This window comes from Pseudomonas sp. ASL3 (assembly GCF_056680425.1).
Genome location: NZ_CM155281.1, coordinates 5,668,118 through 5,691,853 on the forward strand (window position 1 = coordinate 5,668,118; position 23,736 = coordinate 5,691,853).

Sequence of the window (23,736 nt, forward strand, 5' to 3'; positions counted from 1 at the left end):
TTGAGTCTGTTTCACTCCCATGATCATCACGATCACTCTGGCCACGACCATGGCCACGCCGGGCATCACCACGGTCATCATCATGGCGAAGCGTCGGCGGCTGCCGGGTCCCCATGGCGTCGAACCGCGCTGGCGGTCTTGCTCGTGGCGTTTGCCGTGGCGGCTGCAAGCCTGGTGCAAGTGCGTTCGGGCGAAGCCACGGTGATCACCCGTTTCGGCAATCCCTCCCGGGTGCTGCTTGAGCCGGGCCTGAGCTGGCGCTGGCCGGCGCCGTTCGAGGCGACCATTCCGGTTGACCTGCGCTTGCGCACCACCTCCAGCGGTTTGCAGGATGTGGGCACCCGCGATGGCCTGCGTATCATCGTTCAAGCCTACGTGGCCTGGCAGGTTCAGGGTGACCCGGACAACGTGCAGCGCTTTATGCGCGCCGTGCAGAATCAGCCGGACGAAGCCGCGCGGCAGATCCGTACCTTTGTCGGCTCGGCGCTGGAAACCACCGCCAGTAGCTTCGATCTGGCCAGTCTGGTCAATACCGACGCCAGTCAGGTGCGGATTGCCGATTTTGAAAGCCAGTTGCGCCAGCAGATCGAGCAGCAATTGCTGACCACGTACGGCGTGCGCGTCTTGCAAGTCGGCATCGAGCGTTTGACCCTGCCGTCCGTGACCCTGAACGCGACGGTCGACCGCATGCGCGCCGAACGGGAAACCATTGCTACCGAACGTACGGCGGTGGGCAAGCGCGAAGCGGCGCAGATCCGCTCGGCCGCCGAGCGTGATGCACGCATCCTCGAAGCGGATGCAACGGTGAAGGCCGCCGATATCGAGGCGCAATCTCGAGTCGAAGCGGCGCAAATCTATGGCCGGGCTTACGCCGGTTCGCCGCAGCTGTACAACCTGCTGCGCTCGCTGGACACCCTGGGCACGGTGGTAACGCCGGGCACCAAGCTGATCCTGCGTACCGATGCCGCGCCGTTCCGTGTGCTGGTGGAGGGTCCGCCGACGCTGGACGGCAAAAGCGGATCGCAACCATGAGTGAAGTCGCCCATCAAAGACCTCCCGTCAGCAGCCCCTGGTTGCAGGCGAGTCGTCTGGCGTTTCTCGGCTTGTATGCGGTAACGCTGCTGGCGGCGCTCGGCTGGGCACTGTCCAACGTGCGTGAGATCGATCCGCAGAACCGCGCGGTGGTCCTGCGTCTCGGGGCGTTGGAGCGCATTCAGAACGCCGGGCTGCTCACCGCCTGGCCGCAGCCTTTCGAGCAGGTTGTGCTGCTGCCGTCGGCGGATCGGGTGATCGAGCGCCGGGTTGAAACCCTATTGCGATCCAAGCCCGCCCTTGATGCGGATCGGGTCGCCACGTTCGTTACACCGATGAGCGACGCGTTGGCCGGCTCCGGTTTTCTGCTGACCGGTGATGCTGGCGTCGTACAGCTGGACGTGATGGTGTACTACAAGGTGACCGACCCTTATGCCTTTGTGTTGCAGGGCGAACATGTACTGCCAGCGCTGGACCGTCTGGTGAACCGCAGCGCGGTGACTCTGACAGCAGCACGGGATCTGGACACGATTCTGGTGGCCCGCCCGGAACTGGTCAGCCCCGACAGTAAGGCTGCTGAGCGCCGTGAGCGCTTGCGTGGCGATCTGGTTCGTGGCATCAACCAACGCTTGGCCGAACTGGCCGCCACCGGCGTCGGACTGGGCATCGAAGCTGCCCGAGTCGATGTGCAATCGAGTCTGCCTGCGGCAGCGGTGAACGCCTTTAACGCCGTCCTCACCGCCAGTCAGCAAGCGGATCAGGCGGTCGCCAATGCGCGCACCGACGCGGAAAAACTCACGCAGACCGCCACCCAACGATCCGATCGCACGTTGCAAGTGGCTCATGCCCAAGCCTCCGAGCGCTTGGCTAAGGCGCAGGCCGACACCGCGACCGTGACCAGTCTGGCGCAGTCGATTCATGACAAAAGCGACCCCGGTTTGCTGTTACGCATCTACCGTGAGCGCGTGCCAAAAATTCTCGGTCAGGCAGGTTCTGTGACCACAGTCGACCCCCGTGACGATTCCCGCCTGATCATTCAGGGAGCTGAACAATGAGTGCCCACGCAGCCAGCACAGAGCCTGCTTCTACCGAACCCGTCATCAATATGCTGACCGGTGCGGAACAGCGCAGCGCCGCTCGGCAATTGACCCTGGCCATGCTCGCGCTGGGCCTGTTGGCTCTGGGGCTGGCGTGGCGTTTTTTTGCGCCCGAACAGACGGGTGTCAGTCAGCTGCTGCTCGGTGTGGCATCGCTGCTGGTCGCGGTGCCGGTGGTCAGTGCCGGTTGGCACAGCCTGCGCTACCCGAGCCTGCACGGCATCACCGACCAGTTGATCGCGCTGGCGATGCTGGGTGCCTGGGCCACGGGCGATCTGATGACCGCCGCCTTGCTGCCAATCATCATGATCTTCGGCCATGTGCTGGAAGAGCGCAGCGTCATCGGCTCCCAGGAAGCGATCCAGGCGTTGGGCCAACTGACCCGCAGTCACGCGCGGCTGATCGAGGCTGACGGCACGGTTCGAGAGGTGGATAACTCGACATTGGTGGCAGGCAATCTGGTTGAAGTGCGGGCCGGTGATCGAGTCCCCGCCGATGGTGTGGTGCGATCCGGGCAAGCCAGTCTCGATACCGCGCCTATCACGGGCGAATCGGTGCCGCTTGAGGCCAGGGTAGGCATTGAGGTATTCGGCGGCGCGATCAACCTCGATGGCCTGTTGCGGATCGAGGTCACGCGTATCGGCAACGAGTCGACACTGGGCAAAGTGATTGCATTGATGCAAAGCGCCGAGCGCTCCAAGCCACCGATTACCCGGCTGCTGGAACGCTATGCCAGCAGTTACATGGTGCTGGTGCTGATGATTGCTGCCGTGACCTGGTTCATTACCAACGACGCGCAGGCGATGCTGGCGGTGCTGGTCGCGGCGTGTCCTTGTGCGCTGGTATTGTCGGCCCCCGCGACGGCGATTGCCGGGATCGCGGTCGCAGCGCGGCACGGGATTTTGATTCGTAGTTCGGCCTTTCTCGAAGAGCTGGCGGACCTCACCTCGCTGGTGGTGGACAAGACCGGGACGCTGACCTATGGCACCTTGCGCTTGCAGTCCATCGAAGCGGTGTCGGCGCAGCAGGGCAGTTTGCTGCCTTTGGCCGCCAGCCTCGGTTCGGCCAGCAGCCATCCGGTCAGCCGCGCGTTGGCTGGATTGGTGGAGAAGGATCAGTTGCTGGTACTGACCGATATTCATGAGCGTCAGGGCTTGGGCGTGGTGGCCCGTACCGAGCACGGCGAAGCTGCGTTGGGCCGCCCGGAGTTGTTCGAGCAGCTTGGCATTCATACTTCGCCGGTGCCGACTCACGATGGCCCGATTGCCGGGCTGGCGGTCGACAGTGTGTTCCTCGCCTGGCTGTTGCTGGCCGACAGTTTGAAGCCTGAGGCACGCCAGGCGCTCGCCGAGTTGCGTGAGTTGGGTCTGGGTCGGCAATTGCTGCTGACGGGCGACCGCCAAAGCGTGGCCGACAGCCTTGCCCATGAAGTCGGTATCAGCGATATTGAGGCCCAGGCTTTGCCCGAAGACAAACTCAAGCGGGTGATGGGCGAGATCAGTAGCGGCTTTCGGCCCATGGTGGTGGGTGACGGCATCAACGATTCGCTGGCGCTTAAAGCCGGCGTGGTGGGCGTGGCGATGGGGGCGGGCGGCGCGGATATCGCGCTGGCTTCAGCCGACATCGTCTTGATCGGCAGCGACCTGCGACGGTTGGGCACATGCGTGCGCTTGAGTCGCCAGTGCCGTCATACCTTGCAGGTCAACGTCATCATCGGACTGGGCTGGACGCTGGCCATCGTCGCCTTCGCCGCCTTCGGTCTGCTGGGTGCGGCAGGGGCGATGATCGCGGCGCTGCTGCATAACCTCAGCACCTTGTTGGTCCTTGGCAATGCCGGCCGTTTGCTACGTTTTCAGGAGCCGCTCTTGAAGTTGGAAATCATGCCAGAAGCCTGAGAACTCGGGCATCAGGCTGAGAGTGCCGGAATAGACCTGCTCCTTAAGTATAAAAATTCGCTTGAGCTTTGTAGAACTCTGCTACAGATTAGTAGTCATTCGTAGTGAGGGTTCTCCATTGCAGGCTGCACATTGGCTCGAAACAATGGGGCTATAGGCTGTAAACCCAAGATTTCAACGCATAGTCAAAAGCTATAAGGCCAATAGCCGGCCGGTTCCGGCGTTAGAGCTGCTTATGGACTACCCTTTTTCCTGAGTGCCTGGACAGGGGTTTACTACATGCTCGCGCAACTTCCACCAGCTTTGCAGAATCTTCATCTGCCGCTCCGGCTGAAGCTTTGGGATGGCCATGAACTCGATCTTGGCCCGATGCCCAGTGTCACCATCGTGGTGAAAGACCCACAATTGGTGTCGCAATTCACTCATCCCAGCCTGGACTTGCTCGGTAGTGCCTTCGTTGAGGGTCGACTGGAACTGGAAGGTTCAATCAGCGAAGTTGTCCGCGTCTGCGATGAATTGAGTCAAGCGTTGCTGGATGAAAGTGACCCCTATCTACCGGTCCGCTCCGAGCATGACAAAGCCACCGATGCGGCGGCAATTTCCTACCACTACGACCTGTCCAACGAGTTTTACCAGCTCTGGCTCGACCGTGAGATGGTCTACTCCTGCGCCTATTTCAAGACCGGCGAAGAGACTCTCGAACAAGCGCAGCAGGACAAATTTCATCACCTGTGCCGCAAGCTGCGCCTACAACCGGGCGAGTACCTGCTGGATGTCGGGTGCGGCTGGGGCGGGCTCGCGCGCTTTGCGGCGCGCGAATACGGGGTGAAAGTGTACGGTATCACGCTGAGCCAGGCGCAGTTGGCCCTGGCCCGAGAACGGATCGCGGCCGAAGGTTTGCAGGATCAGGTCGAGCTGCAGATGCTGGATTACCGCGATCTACCTCAGGACGGACGCTTCGACAAAGTGGTCAGCGTCGGCATGTTCGAACACGTCGGTCACGCCAATCTGGAGCTGTACGCTCAGCGCTTGTTTGGTGCGGTCCGTGAAGGAGGTCTGGTGATGAACCATGGCATCACCGCCAAGCACACCGATGGTCGTCCGGTTGGACGCGGCGCGGGTGATTTTATCGAGCGTTATGTATTCCCTAACGGCGAGTTGCCGCACCTGTCGATGATCAGCGCCTACATCAGTGAAGCGGGTCTGGAAATCGTCGACGTCGAGAGTCTGCGCCTGCATTACGCACGGACCCTGGAACACTGGAGCGCGCGCCTGGAAGCCCGGTTGGAGGAGGCTGCGACGATGGTGCCGGAACAAACCCTGCGCATCTGGCGGCTTTACCTGGCCGGCTGTGCCTATGCGTTTGCGCGAGGCTGGATCAATCTACACCAGATTCTGGCGGTCAAACCCTACGCCAATGGCAGCCATGGCTTGCCCCTGACCCGAGCTGATCTGTACCGCTGATCTGGCCAATCGCTACGGGGTTTCCGGCCCCCCGTAGCGAGACAGCACTCAAAGAATTGGCGAAACCAAACGCGCAATACGCATGCCGAGCTGCTGCAAACGATGGGTTTCCTTGCTTTCTTCTATGGCTATTTCGCGGGCGAGGGCGAAGTCGTCATTGAGCATGCTCTCCACTTGGCTGGCGAAATCGCTGTCGACGGTCAGCAGCATCAGTTCGAAATTCAACCGGAATGAGCGGTTATCCAGATTGGCGCTACCGATGGCGCTGATCTCGCTGTCTACCAACACCACTTTTTGATGCAAGAAGCCCGGCTTATAGCGGAATACGCGCACCCCTGCGCGCACGGCCTCGAACGCGAACAGGCTGGAGGCGGCGTAGACCACGTAATGGTCTGGACGTGATGGCAACAGAATCCGCACATCGACGCCGCGCAAGACTGCCAGGCGCAACGCGGCAAACACGGCCTCATCAGGGATGAAATACGGGCTGGTGATCCACACCCGTTCCTCGGCCGAATGAATGGCTTCGACGAAAAACAGCGAGCAGGTTTCCTGTGCGTCCGCTGGGCCGCTGGCTAAAAGCTGGCAGAACACACCGTCTTCGGGATAGGCGTCGGGCAGGATCAGTGGCGGTAACTGGCGAGTGGCCCAGAACCAGTCTTCGGCGAACGACTCCTGCAAGCAGGCAACCACCGGACCTACCACCTCGACGTGAGTGTCGCGCCACGGCGCCAGTGGTGGTTGTTTGCCCAGGTATTCGTCGCCCACGTTATGCCCGCCGACAAACCCACACACGCCGTCCACCACCACTATCTTGCGGTGGTTGCGAAAGTTCACCTGGAAGCGATTCAGCCAGCCGCTGCGGGTGGCGAAAGCTTTGATCTGCACGCCGCCGTTTCGCAGGATCTCGCTGTAGCTGCCGGGCAGGGCGTGGCTGCCGACTCGGTCATAAAGGACATACACCGCCACACCTTCGGCGGCTTTTTCCAGTAGCAGTTTTTGCAGGCGCCGACCCAGATCGTCGTCGTGGATGATGAAGAACTGAATCAGGATCGCCTGTTTGGCTTTGCGAATAGCCTCGAAGATCGCGGCGAAGGTCGCTTCGCCATTGATCAGCAGTCTCACCTCATTGTTCGCCAGGCACGGCATGCGCCCCAGTTTCGGCATGGCCCGCAGCGAGGCATAAGCCGCCGAGCGCCGCGCCGTAACGGCCTCCTCGATCCACGGCCGCCAGTTCAGATCACCGATGGCTTTGCGCATTTCCCGGTTGGCCTGGCGTCGGGCCTTGATGTAGGCGTCGAATGTGCTGCGGCCAAAGACCAGATAAGGGATGAGGGTGACGTATGGGATGAACAACAGTGGCATGGCCCAGGCAATCGAGCCTTGGGCGGTGCGCACGGTGAGCAACGCGTGAATGGCAGCGATAAGGCCAAGCAAATGAGTGAAAGCGATCAGGTAACCCAGGAAATACAGGCTGTGGTAATCCATGCGCAACGTTGCTCCAGGTTTATAAGTCTCTAACAGACCACAGCAAATGGGGATTGTCGCTATTTTATTCAGGATGCAACTGGAGGACGCTTGCGTCGTCTAAGGCTCATCGTCAGGCTGGAGGGTATCCGGTCGCTTTATCACTAAGGAATTGTGCATATGAACAAACGTTTTTCGGCTTTGCTGTTTTGTTTGGCCGCGCCGATCGCCCAGGCGCAGATGCTGCAGCCAGGGTTGTGGGAGCTGACGTCGAGCAACATGCAGGTGGACGGTCAGCCGTTGCCGGATTTGCAGGTGATGCTCGGGCAGTTGAAAAACCTTGCGCCAGAGCAGCAAGCGATGATGGAGCAGATGATGCAGAAACAGGGTGTGACTTTGGGCGGGAAGGGTGTGCGGGTATGCCTGACACAGGACCAGGTCAAGTCCGACGAGATCCCGCTGACGGACCCGAAGTCCGGCTGCAATCAGCAGATCACCGACCGCAACGGCAAGACCTGGAAATTCCGTTTCAGCTGCCCCAAAGCGCAGGGCACCGGTGTAGCCCAGTTCATCAATGATCGTGAGTTCAGCACTAAAGTTGTCGGTACATTCAATGCCACGGGCACTCCGCAGAACGGCAGCATGGACACCCGCGCCGTATGGCTGGGTCAGGAGTGCGGGGCGGTCAAGCCACGTACGTGATCTCCAGGTGCACCTCGCTCCCAACGGTATCAGACGTTACGGCTTGTTTAGTGCGTCATGCAGGGCGTTGATGTTGTATTCATATAGGCCGGCGAATGTGCTGGCCGGACCTTTCGCTGCGAGGGCGTCGGAGTACAACATGCCGGCGACAGGAGTGCCGCTGTCGTCAGCAATCTGTTGCAGCTGACGCGTCTCTTTGATGTTGTCCATGAATACGGCTTTGGCCTTGGATGCACGGATCTGGCTGATAAACGAAGCGACCTCGGCCGCGGAGGGCTCACCTTCGGTGGACAACCCCTGCGGTGCGATGAACTCAATCTCATACGACTTGCCCAGATAACCGAACGCATTGTGCGCTGTCACAAAACGGCGGCTACCAGGAGGTAGCGCACCGGGTGGCAGGGTGCCGATTTTCAGCCGGGCTTCAACCAGCAAGGCGTGGAGTTGTTTGGTGTATGCCTTGCTGTTGGATATGTACGCATTCGTGTGGGTCGGGTCTGCAGCGCTCAGAGCGTTGGCGATGTTGTTCACGTAGAGCTCGGCGTTGGACAGGCTCTGCCAGGCGTGCGGGTCGCTAACGGTATTGCCGTTATCTTCCAGGGTGAGCGGAGTGACCCCGGTGCTTGCAATGACCACTGGTTTTTTCGTGCCGGAGCTGGTCACCAAACGGTCCAGCCATGGTTCGAAGCCCAAGCCGTTCTTGATGATCACGTCTGCTTTGAGCACGTTTTTAGTGTCATCGGCTGTGGGTGTATACGTGTGGGTGTCTTTATCCGCGCCCACGATGTTGATGATTTGGATGTTATCGCCACCGACCTGATAGGCCATGTCTTCCAGAATGCTGAAGCTCGTGATGACTTTTAATTTCTCCGCGGCCGACAACCACTGCGGCAGCAGTAATAGGCTGAGTAGCACGAAAACTACGCGCATCGGGTGACACCTCATTGGGAGTGTGAGCGAAGGAGGACGCGCTCCAGCGCAACCCCTATGCGGCCATTATGTGGCATTCCGGTACCAGCTGCTCTGGGCGACGGCGTCATGAGCGTGCAGGCTTTCAGCGTGAATCACTTTCAGATCGAAGGCTTTTATAGCCGGGACGCACCTGAGTGCCAAGTGGAGTCGCCGTGCTGCATCTTCGCAGAACATCAAATTCTGGCCGTTGGCCAAGGCAAAGGCTTGCTCATCCGCGCGTTTCACTGCGGTTTGCACGGCAGTACCCAGGGCGGCTTCCACTTGATCGATAAGCAGGGTTACCGGTAGCTCATCCACATACGAATCCAAATGCAGATGCAGCAAGGCACTACTGCGCTGACTGTGAGGTGTAGCGACGATGCCTTGGGTTGTTCCGAGCCACGCCAGTACGTCTGCGTGGTCAAGGGGCTGATGAGCGAAGTCTGCGATGAATTGCTGCTGAATCAATTGCCGGGCCAGCGCGGCTGAGCAAGGGCAAGTTGAGGAATAGCTGACATCGAGTTTTAGTTCCACGTGGAACACTCCATGTTCCAGCCGAGCCAAAATTGTCACCGGATAAGATTTCCAACCGGTCAGAGGACTGACCAATGCCGGGCGCTTCAGCAGCAGGTCGGTGTGAATACGCAGGTAGGCGTTGTTCGACAGACCGTCATGAGAGTCGATGAATCGCTGTAAAACCCGGTGTAGCAGGGCGGGTGTGAGGTTTTCCTCCTCGAACAACTCCAGTGCCAGATACAGCCGTGACATGTGAATGCCACGCGCTTCGCCATCGTCGAGGCTCACGCCCGCATCCGCTTGGGCGCTGACGCGCTGACCATTAAACAAGATCGGCAAAGCGATACCGCACATGCCTACCCAATCCAGCGGTAAGGCCTGGCGTGATGCTTGCGCGGCGATATCCGGTAGCGTCAGCGCGTTCATAAAGGTTCATCGTCTGGGCGAAAACGGCATGTTATATTATAACTATCAAGCCAACGATAACTTTTTTGAGCTCGAATGCTCTCTTATTCAACGGTACATGCCATGCACAGACGTCAAATGTTGCTCAACCTGCTTCTGGCCAGTGCGGCCTTCGCTTTACCGTTGGGTGCATCCGCCACGCAAATCCGCAATGCCCGTCTGTGGCGAACTGACGACAAGCTGCGCCTGGTGTTCGACCTCAGTGGTCCGGTGCAGTACAAAACCTTTACCTTGAGCGCGCCGGAGCGCTTGATCATCGACCTGAGCGGTGCGCAGTTGACTGGCGACTTCAGCCAGTTGGCACTGGCGAACACGCCAATCAGATCGATTCGCTCCGGGCATTTTGGCCAGGGCGACACACGCATCGTGCTGGACCTGAATGCGCCAGTGCAGCTCTCCAGTTTCCTTCTCGGCCCGGAAGGCTCGCAAGGCCATCGTCTGGTTTTGGATCTAGGCAATGCCGTGCATGCGCCCGTGCAATTGGCGGCAGTGACCGCCGCGCCGCCTGAGCAGCCGACGCCACCACGAGACAAGGCTCATCTCAAGCGCGACATCATGGTGGTGGTCGATCCCGGGCATGGCGGTAAGGACCCAGGCGCCATCGGGTCCAAAGGTGAGCGCGAGAAGGACGTGGTGCTGTCCATCGCGCAGCTGTTGGCCAAACGCCTGAAACGCGAGAAGGGCTTCGATGTGCGGCTGGTGCGTAACGATGATTTCTTTGTGCCGCTGCGCAAGCGGGTCGAGATCGCTCATAAGCACAACGCCGATATGTTCATTTCCGTGCATGCCGACGCCGCGCCACGCCTGACCGCATCCGGCGCCTCGGTGTATGCGCTTTCAGAAGGCGGCGCGACGTCCGCCACGGCGCGATTCATGGCCCAGCGCGAAAACGGTGTCGACCTGATCGGAGCGACCAGCCTGCTCAACCTCAAAGACAAAGACCCGATGCTCGCCGGGGTGATCCTCGATATGTCGATGAACGCCACCATCGCCGCCAGCCTGCAGCTGGGCAATACCGTACTCGGCAGCCTGGCAGGTATCACCACGCTGCATCAGAAACGCGTCGAACAAGCGGGGTTTGCGGTACTCAAGTCGCCGGATGTCCCGTCGATCCTTGTTGAGACCGGGTTCATCTCCAACGCTCGCGACAGCCAGCGGTTGGTGACCGCACGCCATCAACAGGCGGTGGCTGATGGCTTGTTCGAAGGTTTGCAGCGCTATTTCCAGCGCAACCCACCGACCGATTCCTACATGGCCTGGCAACAAGAGCAGAAGCAGGGGCAGGTGTGATGCAGTTCGCTACTGGCAGCCGCTTATGCGGTTGCAAGTGATTTTGCTGCGCGTGCCATCGGAGCTGGAGACCCGGGTGATGGTGGTCCAACCCACACGCTGGCTGTAACCGATCCAGGTTTCGCCGTTTGAAGCCAGGCCGGTAAAGAACGTTAGTTGGCCATAACGACTATTGGTTTGCGCCCAGAGCCGGTTGCCTTGCACTTCGTAACCGCGCAAATATGTGGTTCCACCCGCCGTGGCGACGCTGTAACCATTACCCAGTGCATCGCTACAAGCCAACAGGTTGGCGCTGTGCGTGCAATGGGTGGTTTGCACCTGCATCTGCGTGGGGGCGGCGTGGGCCTGGGCCTGGGCGTGTGCGCTCATCATCAGGGCGACGGCAATCAAACCTTTGAAAATAGGGTTCATCAAAACGACCTTTGTCAGACGAGTTGGCTATTTCGTGTTGTTATAATATAACATTAACTCTGCAGCCCGCCCGCGGTTGATGACCAGCGTCCATTGAGGAGTACCTGATGCCCCACCGTCTACCCGTTACCGTGTTGTCCGGATTTCTCGGCGCCGGCAAAAGTACCTTACTCAATTACGTGCTGCGCAACCGCGAGAATCTGCGGGTGGCGGTAATCGTCAATGATATGAGCGAAATCAACATCGATGGCAGTGAAGTTCAACGCGACGTCAGCTTGAACCGCGCCGAAGAAAAACTGATCGAGATGAGCAATGGCTGCATTTGCTGCACCTTACGCGAAGACTTGCTCGAAGAGGTCAGTCGTCTGGCGCAGGATGGGCGTTTTGATTATTTATTGATTGAATCCACCGGGATTTCCGAGCCATTGCCCGTGGCTGAAACCTTCACCTTCCGCGACGAACAAGGCAAGAGCTTGGCCGACATGGCACGCCTCGACACCATGGTCACGGTGGTTGATGGCATGAACTTCTTGCTCGACTATCAAGCCGCCGAAAGCCTAGCGACCCGTGGCGAAACCATGGGTGAGGATGACGAGCGCTCGATCACCGACTTGCTGATCGAGCAGATCGAATTTGCCGACGTGATTCTGATCAGCAAAATTGACCTGATCACCTCCAGCGAGCGCCATGAGCTGATCGCGATACTGGAGCGGCTCAATCCCCAAGCGGAAATCGTCCCCATGGTGATGGGTGAAATCCCCTTGGGAACAATCCTCAACACAGGTCGTTTCGACTTTGAACGCGCGTCGCTGGCGCCGGGCTGGCTCAAGGAGTTACGCGGTGAACATCTGCCGGAAACCGAAGAGTACGGTATCGCTTCGACGGCTTACCGCGCACGTCGGCCGTTTCATCCACAACGTTTTTTCGACTTCATCGACCGCGAGTGGGTCAACGGTAAACTACTGCGCTCCAAAGGCTTTTTCTGGCTGGCGAGCAAGCACGAAGAGGCAGGCAGTTGGTCGCAAGCAGGCGGTTTAATGCGCCATGGTTTTGCCGGCCGCTGGTGGCGCTTCGTACCCAAACAGCACTGGCCGCAGGATCAGGAAAGTACCGCGACGATCATGGGGAACTGGGTCGCGGAGACCGGCGATTGCCGTCAGGAACTGGTGTTCATCGGGCAACATATCAATTTCGCGCGACTCACCGACGAACTGGACAGCTGTCTGCTGACCGACGCGGAAATGGCGGTCGGCGTTGAAGGCTGGCGTTTGTTTGCGGACCCGTTCGGGCCTTGGCATGAAGACGTGGCGGCTTGATCTATTTTGCGTCCGGCGTCAGCCACTGACCCTGGCTTTGCCCTTCACAAAACGGTTTGAGGTAGTGCGCATCGCTGGCGACGCCGTAATAGTGAATGTTCTGGTGATAGGGCATATTGGCGACTTGGGCATTACTGCACACGCCGAAGGAACCGGAAGGGCATTGTTCGACGAACTCCACTTCGATTTTCTGCCCGGCCAGTTGCGGCTGGCAGAAGCCGTCGTGAAACAGCTTCGGTGGGATGTTGCGGTTTTCCTGGCAGACTTTGACGTCGAGCCGTTCGGCCTGGCTGTGCACCACGCAGGCTTCGGCCCACACCTCGCTCGATGTCATCAATAACAGTGTTGCCAGCCAGATCACGCGCATCAATTACCCCCGTACCCTTTACTCTCAAGAATTGGCCGCCATGCTGCAGAACATACCGACCCATGTCATCGCAGGCCCTCTGGGCGCTGGCAAGACCAGCCTGATCAAGCAACTCTTGGCGCAAAAGCCTGCCGACGAGCGCTGGGCAATATTGATCAATGAGTTTGGCCAGATCGGTCTGGATGCTGCGCTGTTGACCACGGCTGACGATGGTATCGCACTTGGCGAAGTGGCCGGTGGCTGCCTGTGCTGCGTCAATGGCGCACCGTTTCAGATCGGCTTGGGCCGGTTGTTGCGCAAGGCGCGGCCGGATCGACTGCTGATCGAGCCTTCAGGGTTGGGCCATCCGGCGCAGTTGATGGAACAGCTGCGTGAGCCGCCTTGGGAAGGTGTACTGACGGTTCAGCCTTGCGTGATGGTGCTCGATGCGACGGCGATGGCGGCAGGTCAGCCATTACCCGAAAGCCAGCAAGCGGCGTTGGGCGGTGCGGGTTTGCTGGTGATGAACAAGTCCGAATCACTCGACGCTGCGGCTCGCGACAAAATCGCCCAGCGACTGCCAGATCGTCCGCTGTTCTGGACCGAACAAGCCGTCTTGCCATTGGCAGACCTGCCGGGCATCGACGCGCAAGCGTCAGGCGCTGTGGATAAGTCGCCTGTGGACAATCAGGTCGCCCACAAGGGACTGGCGCAGCTGCCGGCGATCTGGACCGATCCACGCCAGCCGATCTGCCTGAGTCAGGGCCAGTCGGAGGGATGGAGCATCGGCTGGCGCTGGCACCCAAGCCAGCGTTTCGAACTGATGCGCGTGCAGCAATGGCTCAACAGTCTGGCGTGGCGGCGGGCCAAGCTGGTTATCCACAGCAACGCGGGCTGGCTGTCCGGTAATGCACTGGATGGTGCCGCCATTCATTGGCAAAACAGCGAATGGCGTCGGGATTCACGTTTGGAATTGATCTTCACCGAGCCTCAGGATGAAGCAGTGTTGCAAGCGGGACTGGCTGCGAGCTTGCTCTGAAGTGAGTTATCCACAGCCGATCCCCTGTAGGAGCTGACTTGTCTGCGATAAGGGCCGAAGGACCTTCCAGCGATATCGTGTTCAGCCAATTTGCGACAGCTTCGCAGCCGATCGCAGACAAGTCAGCTCCTACAGGGGATCGGCGCTTGGCTGAAAATTTATGCTTTATTTTTCAATTACTTAAAGGCTGTTTGATAGGAACTGGATTGTTCGAATGGCTCAATGCTTCCACTTACTGTGATCCTGTCGCCACTGGCTCATCTCGATCACATTGGCGCTGGGTGGCGGGGTTTTGATTTCGAACGGGTAGGGCGCCAGCTCGATTTGCGCGGTATGTGCGCCGAACATGGTGATGGTGCCGGGGTGCCGCTGCTCGCCGGTCACGGTGAACTCGAAGTTATACACACGCGCCAGACGCTTTCTGCCGTTGGCATCGCGGGCGAACGTGAGGCGGCGCAGCGCGACATTGCCGTCGAGCAACTCGATGTCGAGTTTGGCGCAGTGTTGCTTGACTCGCTCCAGTGCCCGCTCGCGCAAACCATGGGAGTGCCACAGCCAGGCGCAGCCGGTTGCCAGCAGCATCAACACAAAAAGGTTTCCCAGCGTCAGCATGAAAATGTGCTCCAACAAAGTACGTTCAGCTTAACTGGGTCTGACGATTTACAGCCATACCGCTCGACTTAAATTTCGTCCCCTTTTTGGCCCTCGCCTGTCTGCTGTCCAGCGCCCTGGGTTTAAGGCGCCTCGTCCTTGATTTCCTGATAGCGCTTTTCCAGCTCCTGACGAATCTGCCGCCGTTGCTTGGCCTGGATGTAACGGCGCTTGTCTTCGCTGTTGGCCGGCTCCAGCGGCGGCACGGTGGCGGGTTTGCGCTGATCGTCGACCGCGACCATGGTGAAGAAGCAGCTGTTGGTGTGCCGCACCGAGCGCTCACGGATGTTCTCGGTGACGACCTTGATCCCCACTTCCATCGAGGTGTTGCCGGTGTAGTTGACCGACGCGAGGAAGGTCACCAACTCGCCAACGTGGATCGGCTCACGAAAAATCACCTGATCCACAGACAGGGTCACCACATAACGCCCGGCATAACGGCTGGCGCAGGCGTAAGCGACTTCATCAAGGTATTTGAGCAAGGTGCCACCGTGCACGTTGCCAGAGAAGTTGGCCATGTCCGGGGTCATCAATACAGTCATCGACAGCTGGGCGTTTCCGGGTTCCATAGCGTGCTCACAAGGCTGGGTGTGACAGATATGCACCTTATGGCGGTGCTCGCGTTCTTGGTTCGGTTTTTGTACATCAATAACCGGACGCTGGCTGGCCTGCTCCCGTCACGCGCAAGTGCATCTGTTTCCACATAGTGCACCTGCTTCCTGGCGCCATCCTGGCGTTGAGCCGAACGGCGCCTCGATACCGGATCAGCTTTCCAGCCAGACATCCCGTGCCCAGTGCCAGACGGATTCCCAGGTCTCTTCAACCACCAGTTCTTCTTCTGCGTCCCACAGCACGACAGTGCCGTCCTCTTCGACGCAGTAGTAGTTCTCACCGTCCTGGCAGATCGGAATCAGTTCGCGCGGCACGCCGACGTCCCAGGCAGTGGCGGCGACTTCCGGGAGGTAGGTATGGGATTGTGGGTCGGTCACGGTGACCGGCTCCAGGCTGCCATACACCACGTCGCTGACGGTCAGCAGGAATTCTTTAAAGACGAACGGGATGTCGATGAACAGCTGTTCTTCGATCTCTACCAGCTGATCCTCGTCAGGCAGCTCAAGGGGTACCGGTACTGGTTCGTTCTTTTCACGCAGCTCTTCAATGACTTCTTCCACGTCCTGGATCCTCTGAACTTAATGGCGCGGGTTATACAGTAGCCTAAAGCTTTTCTCAAAATAACTACCCGAACGGATAAAACAAAACCCCGGACAGGTCCGGGGTTTCGGTTTTACGTGGGTACCGGACAGGTATCAGCCGTTCTGGCGGATACCGGCAACCAGCCAAGGCTGGTTGTCACCCTGCGGGCGTTCCATGTTCCAGCTTTCGCTGAACACTTCACCCTGGTCGAAGCGCGACGTCTTGGACAGGCCGGCGAAGGTCAGGGTCGCAACGGTTTTATCCGAGCGATCATCCAGGCCGTCGAGTTGCACGGTCAGGTTGTCGATGTAGGTCGATTGGAAGCCGTCACCCAGGTTGGCACGTTCCTGTTTGAGGAATTGCAGCATCTGAGGTGTGACGAACTCGGCAATCTTGTCCATTTCGTTGGCGTCCCAGTGCTGTTGCAGCGACTGGAAGTGGCCGCGAGCGGCTTCGAGGAAGCGTTGTTCATTGAACCAGGCCGGTGCGTTGATCACCGGACGTGCAGCCGGTGCTGCGGATGAACCGCCGAACCCTGACGCTTGAGCCGGTTGCTCGATGGTTTCACGCTGAAACGGCGCATGCCCTGCGGCGGCCATGTCCGGCTGTTGCTTGCGACGACGTGCGGCGATGAACCGGAAGATCACAAAGGCGATGATGGCCATGATCAGGATGTCGAAGAACTGCATGCCGTGGAAGCCGCCGCCCATGAACATCGAGGCGAGCAGACCACCCGCAGCGAGACCGGCCAACGGACCGAGCCAGCGAGAAGCACCGCCTGCAGCGGGAGCAGCAGGAGCAGCAGGAGCAGGACGGCCAGCGGTGGCGGAATTCGGTGCAGCCGACGGAGAAGCTGGTGCAGCCTGGCGGGTTTGGTGACTTGGCGCCGAACCGAAGGACTTGCCGCCACCGAAGCGCGCATTGGCGTCGAGGCTCATTGTGAGCCCGATGCACAGCGTCAAAACGATGCTTAGAAAACGTTGCATAAGGGAATTCCCATTTGTGGATTGCACGCGCGCCATGTTGCACAGGAGCAATGGCTATGGCTAGCGACTTAGTGTTTCGAACTTTTGCTTGAATTTATTGAGTAGCTATAAAGGCTACGCCTGCTGGGTTTGTAGGCCAATGGATAAAAATGCGTAGGAAGTATCTGCCAGCGCTTCGCGCTGGATCGCAGCCTCCGGCAGCTCCTACATGGGTTTATGTACGTCCCGAACCCTGTAGGAGCTGCCGAAGGCTGCGATAGGCCGGACCGGTACTTTCAGATCGCTTCCAGCTTCGCGTAGCCCATCATCAGCCATTTGCTGCCTTCGGAGAAATTCACTTGCACCCGTGCCTGAGCGCCAGCGCCTTCGAAGTTGAGAATGACGCCTTCGCCGAACACCGAGTGCAGGACGCGCTGACCGAGGCTGAATGCGGTTTCCGGGATGCCAGTGCCGTTGAACAGGCTGCTGGTGCCCATTTTCTGGGTCCCACCGAACGGCCGGCTGACGCTGTTGGACAGCCGCACTTCCTGAATCAGCGGCGGTGGAATCTCGCGCACGAAGCGCGACACCTTGTTATAGGTCTCGCTGCCATATAAACGGCGGGTCTCGGCGTAGGTCATCACCAGCTGTTGCATGGCGCGGGTGATGCCGACGTAGGCCAGTCGGCGTTCCTCTTCCAGACGGCCGGGCTCTTCCAGGCTCATCTTGTGCGGGAACAGGCCTTCTTCCATGCCCACCAGGAACACGTACGGGAACTCCAGGCCCTTGGCGCTGTGCAAGGTCATCAATTGCACGCTGTCTTCGTGCTCATCGGCCTGAGTGTCGCCCGCTTCCAGAGAGGCATGGCCGAGAAAAGCGGCCAGCGGTGACAGCTCTTCGTCTTCTTCGGCATTCTCGAAGTTGCGCGCGGCGCTGACCAATTCCTCAAGGTTTTCTACCCGAGCCTGGCCTTTTTCGCCTTTCTCTTCCTTGTGGTAGTTGATCAGCCCTGATTGCTCGATCACAGTCTGGGTCATCAGATGCAAAGGCATCTCCATGACTTTCGCCGCCAGATTCTCGATCAGTTCGACAAACCCACCCAGCGCACCGGCTGCGCGGCCGGTCAGGCCTTTATTGGCGATCAGTTGGCGCATCGCCTCCCACATCGAAACGTCAGCGTGGCGGGCGTGGTCGCGGATCGCTTCGACGGTTTTTTCACCGATGCCGCGAGCCGGAACGTTGATCACCCGCTCCAGCGCTGCGTCGTTGCCGCGACCGTCAAGCAGGCGCAGGTACGCCATGGCGTTCTTGATTTCGGCGCGCTCGAAGAAGCGCTGGCCGCCATAGATCCGGTAAGGAATCCGCTCGCGCAATAACGCTTCTTCAAGCACCCGCGATTGGGCGTTGGAGCGATAGAGAATGGCGATGTCGCTGCGCATCAGACCGGTTTTCAACGCGCTTTCGATGGTTTCGACCACGTAACGCGCTTCGTCGTGTTCGTTGAACGCGGCGTACAGATTGATCAGGTCGCCGTCACCGCCATCGGTCCACAGTTCCTTACCCAAACGCCCGGTGTTGTTGACGATCAGCGCGTTGGCGGCCTTGAGGATGCTGGCGGTGGAGCGGTAGTTCTGTTCCAGACGGATGACTTCGGCGTCCGGAAAGTCTGCCGAGTATTGGTGAATGTTCTCGATCTTCGCGCCGCGCCAGCCGTAAATCGACTGGTCATCATCGCCGACCACCATCAGGCTGTCGCCACCTTTGGCCAGGTGCTGCAACCAAGCGTACTGCACGGCGTTGGTGTCCTGGAACTCGTCGACCAGTACATGACGGAAGCGGCGCTGGTAATGCGCTAGCAGTCCTGGGTTGTCGCGCCACAGGTCCAGGGCGCGTAGCAGCAGCTCAGAGAAGTCGATGACCCCGGCACGCTGGCACGCGACCTCGTAGGCTTCGTAGACGGCCTTCATGGTCGTCAGAAATAAATCACCGCTAGCCTGAATATGCTTAGGTCTCAGGCCTTCGTCCTTCTGGCCGTTGATGAACCACTGCGCCTGACGCACCGGCCACATCTTTTCGTCCAGATTCATCTCGCGCATCACACGCTTGACCAAGCGTTGCTGGTCATCGCTATCGAGAATCTGGAAGTTTTGGTTGAGCCCGGCATCCTGCCAATGCGCCCGCAGCAAGCGGTGCGCCAGGCCGTGGAAGGTACCGACCCACATGCCGGCCGGGTTGATACCCATCAGCTGCTCGATGCGGTGACGCATCTCGGCCGCGGCCTTGTTGGTGAATGTCACCGACAGGATCGAGTGTGACGAGGCTTGCTCGACCTGGATCAACCAGGCGATGCGGTGCACCAGCACACGGGTTTTGCCGGAACCAGCACCGGCCAGGACCAACTGACGGCCCACGGAGGCAGCTACGGCCTGACGTTGGGCATCGTTGAGGGAATTCAGCAGAAGGGAGAGATCATCGCGCATCGGCGCATTCTAGGGTGCTGGGCGAAGTCGGGCAAACCAAGCTTTGCTCGATGCGATAAATGTCATGCCGGGGATGACCGGTCAGTCAGGGCTACAAGCGTTACGGGCCGTGCCTGAGGTGTCTGGAATGGGGTCCGAGGGGAGGCCAATCAGCGTTTTTAATGATCCAGGGCAGTTTGGTCTGCCGGGCGGCTTGTGTATGCTCCGTCCACGTTTAAGGCTCAACCATTATAAGAACACTGCCTATGACCTTTAGCATCAGCTCCTCGAGCGCCGTAGTTGCGACTCGGCGAGTGATCCGCGAGCAATTTGCCACTCAGCTTGCGGCGGAACGCACGCGCCTGCTTTATCAGGGTTCGCTGTTGCCGACCTTGTTCATGTTACTCAACGGTCTGGTCTGCGCCTGGTTGCTCTGGAGCCCGCAGCGCTATCTGCTGGTCAGCATTTGGCTGGGTTGGCTGACAACGCTGGTGGGTTTGCGCGTCATGCAGGTTGCCGCGTTCAACGCTGCACCGCCGTTGCACCAGTCACGACCGATCTGGCGTGGCATGTTCCTGTTGGGCGCAGTCGTCAGCGGCCTGACCCTTGCCAGTGCGGCGATCGCCCTGGTCCCGGTGGACAGTTTCGTGCAGCAAGCCTGGGTGTTCGGCCTGATCGGTGCCGCGACGCTGTCGGCCAGTGTCGCTTACGCTGTGAGCATGCCGGCGTTTCTGACCTTTACCCTGTCATGCCTGTTGCCCTCGATCACCTTCCTTTTTTTGCACGGTGATGAGCAGCAGCACGGCTGGGGCTGGCTCGGCCTGATTCTGCTGGTGGCGTTGATCGTCGTAGCCTTGCAGGTCAATCGCTTGATCCTCCAGGGGCTGATGCAGCGTTTCCAGAATCAGGCGCTGATCGAGCACTTGCAGCAGGCCCAGGCCCAGGGTGAGCAGCTCAATCATGAACTGGCGCGGGAAATCGAGCAGCGGCGCAGGGCTGAGCGGGACTTGCGCGAGGCTCAAGCCGGGCTCGAAGCCAGAGTCGTGCAGCGCAGCCTCGAACTGGACGCGGCAAATCAAGCGCTGAGCAAGAGCGAGGAGCGGCTGGCCCTGGCGCTCGAGGCGAGTGAATTGGGCCTGTGGGACTGGAATCTGCAAACCGACGAAGTCCATCACACGCAGATCAAGGAACTGTTCGGCCTGGAGCCGGAACAGGTAACGGGCGTGCTCAGCCACCTCAAACCGCGCATTCACCGCGAAGACTTGCCGCTGCTGCGGCACGCGATGGTCGAGCATTTGAAGGGTCGTACCGACGACTACAAGGTCACGTATCGCTTCCGTCATGGCGCCGGGCATTGGGTCTGGATTGAAGACAGCGGCCGCGCCGTGGAGCACAGCAGCAGTGGACGGGTGATTCGTATGATCGGCACCCGCCGCGACGTCAGCGCCGGTAAACAGCTGGAAGAACAGCGTCGACTGGCAGCCACGGTCTTCGAAGCGGCAAGCGAAGGCATCGTCATTCTCGATCCGAACTACACCCTGCTGGCACTCAATCAGGCATTCAGCCGGGTAACCGGTTACCCGCAGAGTGACATGTTGGGGCGCAACGTCACTGAACTGGCATGCTGCCGCGATGCCCGACGCTACTTTCAGACAATCCGTCAGGCCTTGGAGCAAAACGGTAGCTGGCAGGGCGAGTTGGTTGAAACCCGAAAAAGCGGCGAGGTGTACCCGCAATGGCTCCAACTGAGCGTAGTGCGTGATTTTCGGGGAAATGTAAGCCATATCGTTGGCTTCTTCGCCGATCTGTCGGCACGGCGCGAATCCGAAGAGCGTATGCGTTACTTGACTCACTACGATGAGCTGACGGGTCTGGCCAACCGCTCATTGTTCAAGGAGCGCTTGCGCGAAGCCAGCCAGCGTGTGCGTCAGGGCGGTAGAAGCCTGGCGTTACTGCACATCGATCTCGATCGCTTCAAGCTGCTCAATGACAGCCTGGGGCATGAGGTGGCCGATCAGTTACTGCGGCAAGTGGCACGGCGCCTGAGCAGCGCGTTGCCCGAGGCCGATACCATTGCGCGGTTGTCGGGTGACGAGTTCGCCGTGCTGTTCGACGCCTATGGCAATTTATCCAGCCTGGCGCGAGTCACCAGTCGTCTGCTGGCCAAGTTGCGCATGCCACTGTGGGTGGTCGGGCAGGAACTGGTGATCAGCGCGTCGGTGGGGATCAGCCTGTTGCCCGACTCGGCCCGTGAGATCTCGGCGCTGGTCAGCCAGTCGAACATGGCCATGCAACATGCGAAACATTTGGGCGGCAACAATTTCCAGTTCTACACCGAGAGCCTGCAAGCCAGCACGCTGGAGCGTTTGCAGCTGGAAAATCAGCTGCGCAAGGCTATCGACGAGAACCAGTTGCAAGTGTTCTATCAGCCCAAGCTCTGTCTGGCGACCGGCCACTTGAACGCCGCCGAGGCGCTGGTGCGCTGGCTGCATCCAACGATGGGCATGGTGCCGCCGGGGGATTTTATCGGCCTGGCCGAAGAGACCGGCCTGATCGGGCCGATTGGCGAGTTTGTGCTGCGTCAGGCCTGTTGGCAGGCATGCGAGTGGCAGCGTCAGGGGCTGGAGCCGATTCGGGTGTCGGTCAATCTGTCGGTCCATCAATTGCGCCAGGGCAAATTGGTCAGCCTGGTTCGGCAAGTACTCGAAGAGACCGGACTTGCGCCGCACTACCTCGAGTTGGAACTGACGGAAAGCCAATTGCTAGACAGCGTGGAACACATCATCGCGACCTTCCACCAGTTGCACGAACTGGGGGTGAAACTGGCCATCGATGATTTCGGCACCGGCTATTCGTCGTTGAGTTACCTGAAACGCTTCCCGGTGGATTACGTGAAGATCGACCAGACTTTCATTCGCGGCTTGGGCGAGGGCACTGAAGACGCGGCCATCACCCGCGCAATCATCGCCATGGCTCACAGCCTGGAATTGAAAGTGGTGGCCGAAGGTGTGGAAAACCAGGAGCAACTGAGATTCCTCAAGGCTCACGATTGCGATGAAGTGCAGGGCTATCTGATCAGTCGTCCAATGGAGGCGGAGGCTGTAGGGCGGTTGTTGAGGGAGTATGGGCCGGATACTTGGGTGTGAATTCGACTCAACGCCGATTCCCTGTAGGAGATCCCCCCCCGTCTTCGACGCTGCGCTGTCGCGCAGCAAACTGGGTCTCGATTCTGCCCGGAGGGCGTAGTAGCTGACTTGTCTGCGATAGGCCGGGGTCGCGTCCGACACGGAGGACCTTCCAGCGGCGGTGAATTCACCATTTTTGCCAGCGCTTCGCACTGGATCGCAGACAAGTCAGCTCCTACACGGGGTCGGCGACAGATCCTGCAGTTAGCCGCCCCAAGCTCGTTTAGCTGGGCGGGCCGCAGGTCATGTAGTATAACTACAAGAAAGCTACAATCCGGCCAAGCCGTCATAACCGAGTCCTTCCCTTTGAATCTGTTGCAACACATCGCCCAGTCACGCCATCTGTTACGCAAGTCGGAACTCAAGGTTGCCGACCACGTGCTGCTTGACCCTGCGGCCGTGATGCACAGCTCCATGGCTGACCTCGCGCACAGCGTTGGTATCAGCGAGCCGACCATTGTGCGGTTTTGCCGTGCCATCGGCTGCACCGGTTTTCAGGATCTGAAACTCAAGTTGGCGCAGAGCCTGGCTGCTGGCGCCAGCTTCGGTCAGTTTGCGATTCATGAAGACGACTCGGTTGCTGACTACAGCTTGAAAATCTTCGACACGACCTTGCACACGCTGATGGAGGTTCGAGAAAATCTCGATCCCCAGGCGTTGCAGTCGGCAGTGACCGCCATGGCGTTGGCCCAGCGCGTGGAGTTCTACGGTTTTGGTGCTTCAGGCGCGGTGGCGGCGGATGCGCAGCACAAGTTCTTCCGCTTGCTGCTGACCGCCGCGGCGTATTCCGATCCGCATATGCAGGCCATGTCGGCGGTAACCCTCAAGCCCACCGACGTTGCGGTTTGCATCTCCCAATCGGGGCGCTCGAAAGACCTGCTAATCACGGCCAATCTGGTCCGAGAAAGCGGTGCCACACTGATTACCTTGTGCCCGAGCCAGACGCCGTTGGCCGAATTGTCGACCATCAATCTGGCTATCGACGTTCACGAAGACACCGAAATCTATACACCGCTGACTTCGCGTATCGCCCACCTGGTGGTGATCGACGTGCTGGCGATGGGTGTTGCCATGGCGCGTGGGCCGAGCCTGGTCAACCACCTCAAGAGCGTCAAACGCAGCCTGCGCAGCCTTCGCCTGTCGCCGAAGTCGGTCAAGGCGCTGGATGACTGACAGGGTGTGTCAGGCAGCTTTCGCAGGCAAGCCTGCTCCCACAGTGGATCGCGTCGCCTTTGCCTGTGAATGAACGCCGCAAACTGTTCATCGTCCTGTCACCTGTTCGCCGCGCAAT

At 59.4% G+C, this 23,736-nt stretch carries 20 protein-coding genes; 10 read left to right on the forward strand and 10 right to left on the reverse strand.

The features are described 5' to 3' along the window. The 4 genes from hflC to cfaB all read left to right on the forward strand — a co-directional run bounded on the left by hflC (position 1) and on the right by cfaB (position 5,488). Positions 1-1,032 (forward strand): protease modulator HflC, encoded by a 1,032-nt coding sequence (gene hflC / locus AC1MEE_RS25890; protein ID WP_480412335.1) that lies wholly within the window; start codon positions 1-3, stop codon positions 1,030-1,032. After that, positions 1,029-2,087, forward strand: coding sequence for an SPFH domain-containing protein (locus AC1MEE_RS25895; RefSeq protein WP_480412336.1), 1,059 nt, complete (start codon positions 1,029-1,031; stop codon positions 2,085-2,087). The genes hflC and AC1MEE_RS25895 overlap by 4 nt, the downstream gene beginning before the upstream one ends. Beyond that, positions 2,084-4,024: a heavy metal translocating P-type ATPase gene (locus AC1MEE_RS25900; protein WP_480412337.1), complete on the forward strand. Its 1,941-nt coding sequence runs from the start codon at positions 2,084-2,086 to the stop codon at positions 4,022-4,024. The genes AC1MEE_RS25895 and AC1MEE_RS25900 overlap by 4 nt, the downstream gene beginning before the upstream one ends. 279 nt (positions 4,025-4,303) lie before the next feature. Further along, the gene (cfaB, locus tag AC1MEE_RS25905; protein WP_480412338.1) at positions 4,304-5,488 is read left to right on the forward strand and encodes a C17 cyclopropane fatty acid synthase CfaB; all 1,185 of its coding nucleotides are present in this window, start codon (positions 4,304-4,306) and stop codon (positions 5,486-5,488) included. A 48-nt stretch (positions 5,489-5,536) separates the two neighbouring features. On the opposite strand, the gene cls is transcribed toward cfaB, so the two are convergent. Then, positions 5,537-6,976 carry a cardiolipin synthase gene (gene cls / locus AC1MEE_RS25910; RefSeq protein ID WP_480412339.1) on the reverse strand — a complete coding sequence of 480 codons (1,440 nt, stop codon included), beginning with the start codon at positions 6,974-6,976 and terminating at the stop codon, positions 5,537-5,539. Positions 6,977-7,135: 159 nt separating this feature from the next. On the opposite strand from cls, the gene AC1MEE_RS25915 reads away from it, so the two are divergent. Continuing rightward, the gene (locus AC1MEE_RS25915) at positions 7,136-7,657 is read left to right on the forward strand and encodes a DUF3617 domain-containing protein (protein WP_480412340.1); all 522 of its coding nucleotides are present in this window, start codon (positions 7,136-7,138) and stop codon (positions 7,655-7,657) included. Positions 7,658-7,693: 36 nt separating this feature from the next. Here the strand turns inward: AC1MEE_RS25915 and AC1MEE_RS25920 are convergent, their stop codons facing one another. Together AC1MEE_RS25920 and folE2 are read right to left on the reverse strand one after the other, a co-directional pair. Then, complete coding sequence (locus AC1MEE_RS25920) at positions 7,694-8,587, reverse strand: metal ABC transporter solute-binding protein, Zn/Mn family (RefSeq protein WP_480412341.1); 894 nt, start codon at positions 8,585-8,587, stop codon at positions 7,694-7,696. Between the two features lie 66 nt (positions 8,588-8,653). Continuing rightward, positions 8,654-9,550, reverse strand: a complete 897-nt coding sequence (folE2, locus tag AC1MEE_RS25925) for a GTP cyclohydrolase FolE2 (RefSeq protein WP_480412342.1) — start codon at positions 9,548-9,550, stop codon at positions 8,654-8,656. A gap of 102 nt (positions 9,551-9,652) precedes the next feature. On the opposite strand from folE2, the gene AC1MEE_RS25930 reads away from it, so the two are divergent. Then, a complete protein-coding gene (locus tag AC1MEE_RS25930; RefSeq protein WP_480412343.1) occupies positions 9,653-10,879 on the forward strand; it encodes an N-acetylmuramoyl-L-alanine amidase in 1,227 nt (408 codons plus the stop codon). Positions 10,880-10,888: 9 nt separating this feature from the next. Here AC1MEE_RS25930 and AC1MEE_RS25935 read toward each other — a convergent pair whose 3' ends face one another. Continuing rightward, on the reverse strand, positions 10,889-11,290 hold the full coding sequence (locus tag AC1MEE_RS25935) for a glutamine synthetase (protein WP_480412344.1): 402 nt from the start codon (positions 11,288-11,290) through the stop codon (positions 10,889-10,891). A gap of 107 nt (positions 11,291-11,397) precedes the next feature. Here AC1MEE_RS25935 and zigA point away from each other — a divergent pair, with 107 nt between their 5' ends. Then, a complete protein-coding gene (gene zigA, locus AC1MEE_RS25940; protein ID WP_480412345.1) occupies positions 11,398-12,606 on the forward strand; it encodes a zinc metallochaperone GTPase ZigA in 1,209 nt (402 codons plus the stop codon). 1 nt (position 12,607) lies between these two features. On the opposite strand, the gene AC1MEE_RS25945 is transcribed toward zigA, so the two are convergent. Beyond that, complete coding sequence (locus AC1MEE_RS25945; protein WP_480412346.1) at positions 12,608-12,973, reverse strand: NADH:ubiquinone oxidoreductase; 366 nt, start codon at positions 12,971-12,973, stop codon at positions 12,608-12,610. A 40-nt stretch (positions 12,974-13,013) separates the two neighbouring features. On the opposite strand from AC1MEE_RS25945, the gene AC1MEE_RS25950 reads away from it, so the two are divergent. Next, entirely contained in the window at positions 13,014-13,991 is a 978-nt protein-coding gene (locus tag AC1MEE_RS25950) for a CobW family GTP-binding protein (protein WP_480412347.1), read from the forward strand. 219 nt (positions 13,992-14,210) lie between these two features. On the opposite strand, the gene AC1MEE_RS25955 is transcribed toward AC1MEE_RS25950, so the two are convergent. From AC1MEE_RS25955 to uvrD, 5 genes are all read right to left on the reverse strand, one after another. Continuing rightward, complete coding sequence (locus AC1MEE_RS25955) at positions 14,211-14,603, reverse strand: DUF3301 domain-containing protein (protein ID WP_480412348.1); 393 nt, start codon at positions 14,601-14,603, stop codon at positions 14,211-14,213. 122 nt (positions 14,604-14,725) lie between these two features. Next, the gene (locus AC1MEE_RS25960; RefSeq protein WP_480412349.1) at positions 14,726-15,211 is read right to left on the reverse strand and encodes an acyl-CoA thioesterase; all 486 of its coding nucleotides are present in this window, start codon (positions 15,209-15,211) and stop codon (positions 14,726-14,728) included. A gap of 195 nt (positions 15,212-15,406) precedes the next feature. Beyond that, positions 15,407-15,814: an SMI1/KNR4 family protein gene (locus tag AC1MEE_RS25965; protein WP_480412350.1), complete on the reverse strand. Its 408-nt coding sequence runs from the start codon at positions 15,812-15,814 to the stop codon at positions 15,407-15,409. 135 nt (positions 15,815-15,949) lie between these two features. Beyond that, entirely contained in the window at positions 15,950-16,822 is an 873-nt protein-coding gene (locus AC1MEE_RS25970; RefSeq protein WP_480412351.1) for a Tim44 domain-containing protein, read from the reverse strand. Between the two features lie 275 nt (positions 16,823-17,097). After that, positions 17,098-19,281, reverse strand: coding sequence for a DNA helicase II (gene uvrD, locus AC1MEE_RS25975; RefSeq protein WP_480412352.1), 2,184 nt, complete (start codon positions 19,279-19,281; stop codon positions 17,098-17,100). Between the two features lie 245 nt (positions 19,282-19,526). Between uvrD and AC1MEE_RS25980 the strand changes: the two genes are divergently transcribed. Next, positions 19,527-22,406: a putative bifunctional diguanylate cyclase/phosphodiesterase gene (locus AC1MEE_RS25980; RefSeq protein WP_480412353.1), complete on the forward strand. Its 2,880-nt coding sequence runs from the start codon at positions 19,527-19,529 to the stop codon at positions 22,404-22,406. Positions 22,407-22,751: 345 nt separating this feature from the next. Further along, positions 22,752-23,618 (forward strand): transcriptional regulator HexR, encoded by an 867-nt coding sequence (gene hexR, locus AC1MEE_RS25985; protein WP_480412354.1) that lies wholly within the window; start codon positions 22,752-22,754, stop codon positions 23,616-23,618. Positions 23,619-23,736 lie beyond the last annotated feature (118 nt).

Coding starts and splice junctions, on each gene's coding strand:
- AC1MEE_RS25895 (WP_480412336.1), top strand. CDS start 1,029: ATGAGTGAAGTCGCCCATCAAAGACCTCCCGTCAGCAGCCCCTGGTTG.
- AC1MEE_RS25900 (WP_480412337.1), top strand. CDS start 2,084: ATGAGTGCCCACGCAGCCAGCACAGAGCCTGCTTCTACCGAACCCGTC.
- cfaB (WP_480412338.1), top strand. CDS start 4,304: ATGCTCGCGCAACTTCCACCAGCTTTGCAGAATCTTCATCTGCCGCTC.
- cls (WP_480412339.1), bottom strand. CDS start 6,976: ATGGATTACCACAGCCTGTATTTCCTGGGTTACCTGATCGCTTTCACT.
- AC1MEE_RS25915 (WP_480412340.1), top strand. CDS start 7,136: ATGAACAAACGTTTTTCGGCTTTGCTGTTTTGTTTGGCCGCGCCGATC.
- AC1MEE_RS25920 (WP_480412341.1), bottom strand. CDS start 8,587: ATGCGCGTAGTTTTCGTGCTACTCAGCCTATTACTGCTGCCGCAGTGG.
- folE2 (WP_480412342.1), bottom strand. CDS start 9,550: ATGAACGCGCTGACGCTACCGGATATCGCCGCGCAAGCATCACGCCAG.
- AC1MEE_RS25930 (WP_480412343.1), top strand. CDS start 9,653: ATGCACAGACGTCAAATGTTGCTCAACCTGCTTCTGGCCAGTGCGGCC.
- AC1MEE_RS25935 (WP_480412344.1), bottom strand. CDS start 11,290: ATGAACCCTATTTTCAAAGGTTTGATTGCCGTCGCCCTGATGATGAGC.
- zigA (WP_480412345.1), top strand. CDS start 11,398: ATGCCCCACCGTCTACCCGTTACCGTGTTGTCCGGATTTCTCGGCGCC.
- AC1MEE_RS25945 (WP_480412346.1), bottom strand. CDS start 12,973: ATGCGCGTGATCTGGCTGGCAACACTGTTATTGATGACATCGAGCGAG.
- AC1MEE_RS25950 (WP_480412347.1), top strand. CDS start 13,014: ATGCTGCAGAACATACCGACCCATGTCATCGCAGGCCCTCTGGGCGCT.
- AC1MEE_RS25955 (WP_480412348.1), bottom strand. CDS start 14,603: ATGCTGACGCTGGGAAACCTTTTTGTGTTGATGCTGCTGGCAACCGGC.
- AC1MEE_RS25960 (WP_480412349.1), bottom strand. CDS start 15,211: ATGGAACCCGGAAACGCCCAGCTGTCGATGACTGTATTGATGACCCCG.
- AC1MEE_RS25970 (WP_480412351.1), bottom strand. CDS start 16,822: ATGCAACGTTTTCTAAGCATCGTTTTGACGCTGTGCATCGGGCTCACA.
- uvrD (WP_480412352.1), bottom strand. CDS start 19,281: ATGCGCGATGATCTCTCCCTTCTGCTGAATTCCCTCAACGATGCCCAA.
- AC1MEE_RS25980 (WP_480412353.1), top strand. CDS start 19,527: ATGACCTTTAGCATCAGCTCCTCGAGCGCCGTAGTTGCGACTCGGCGA.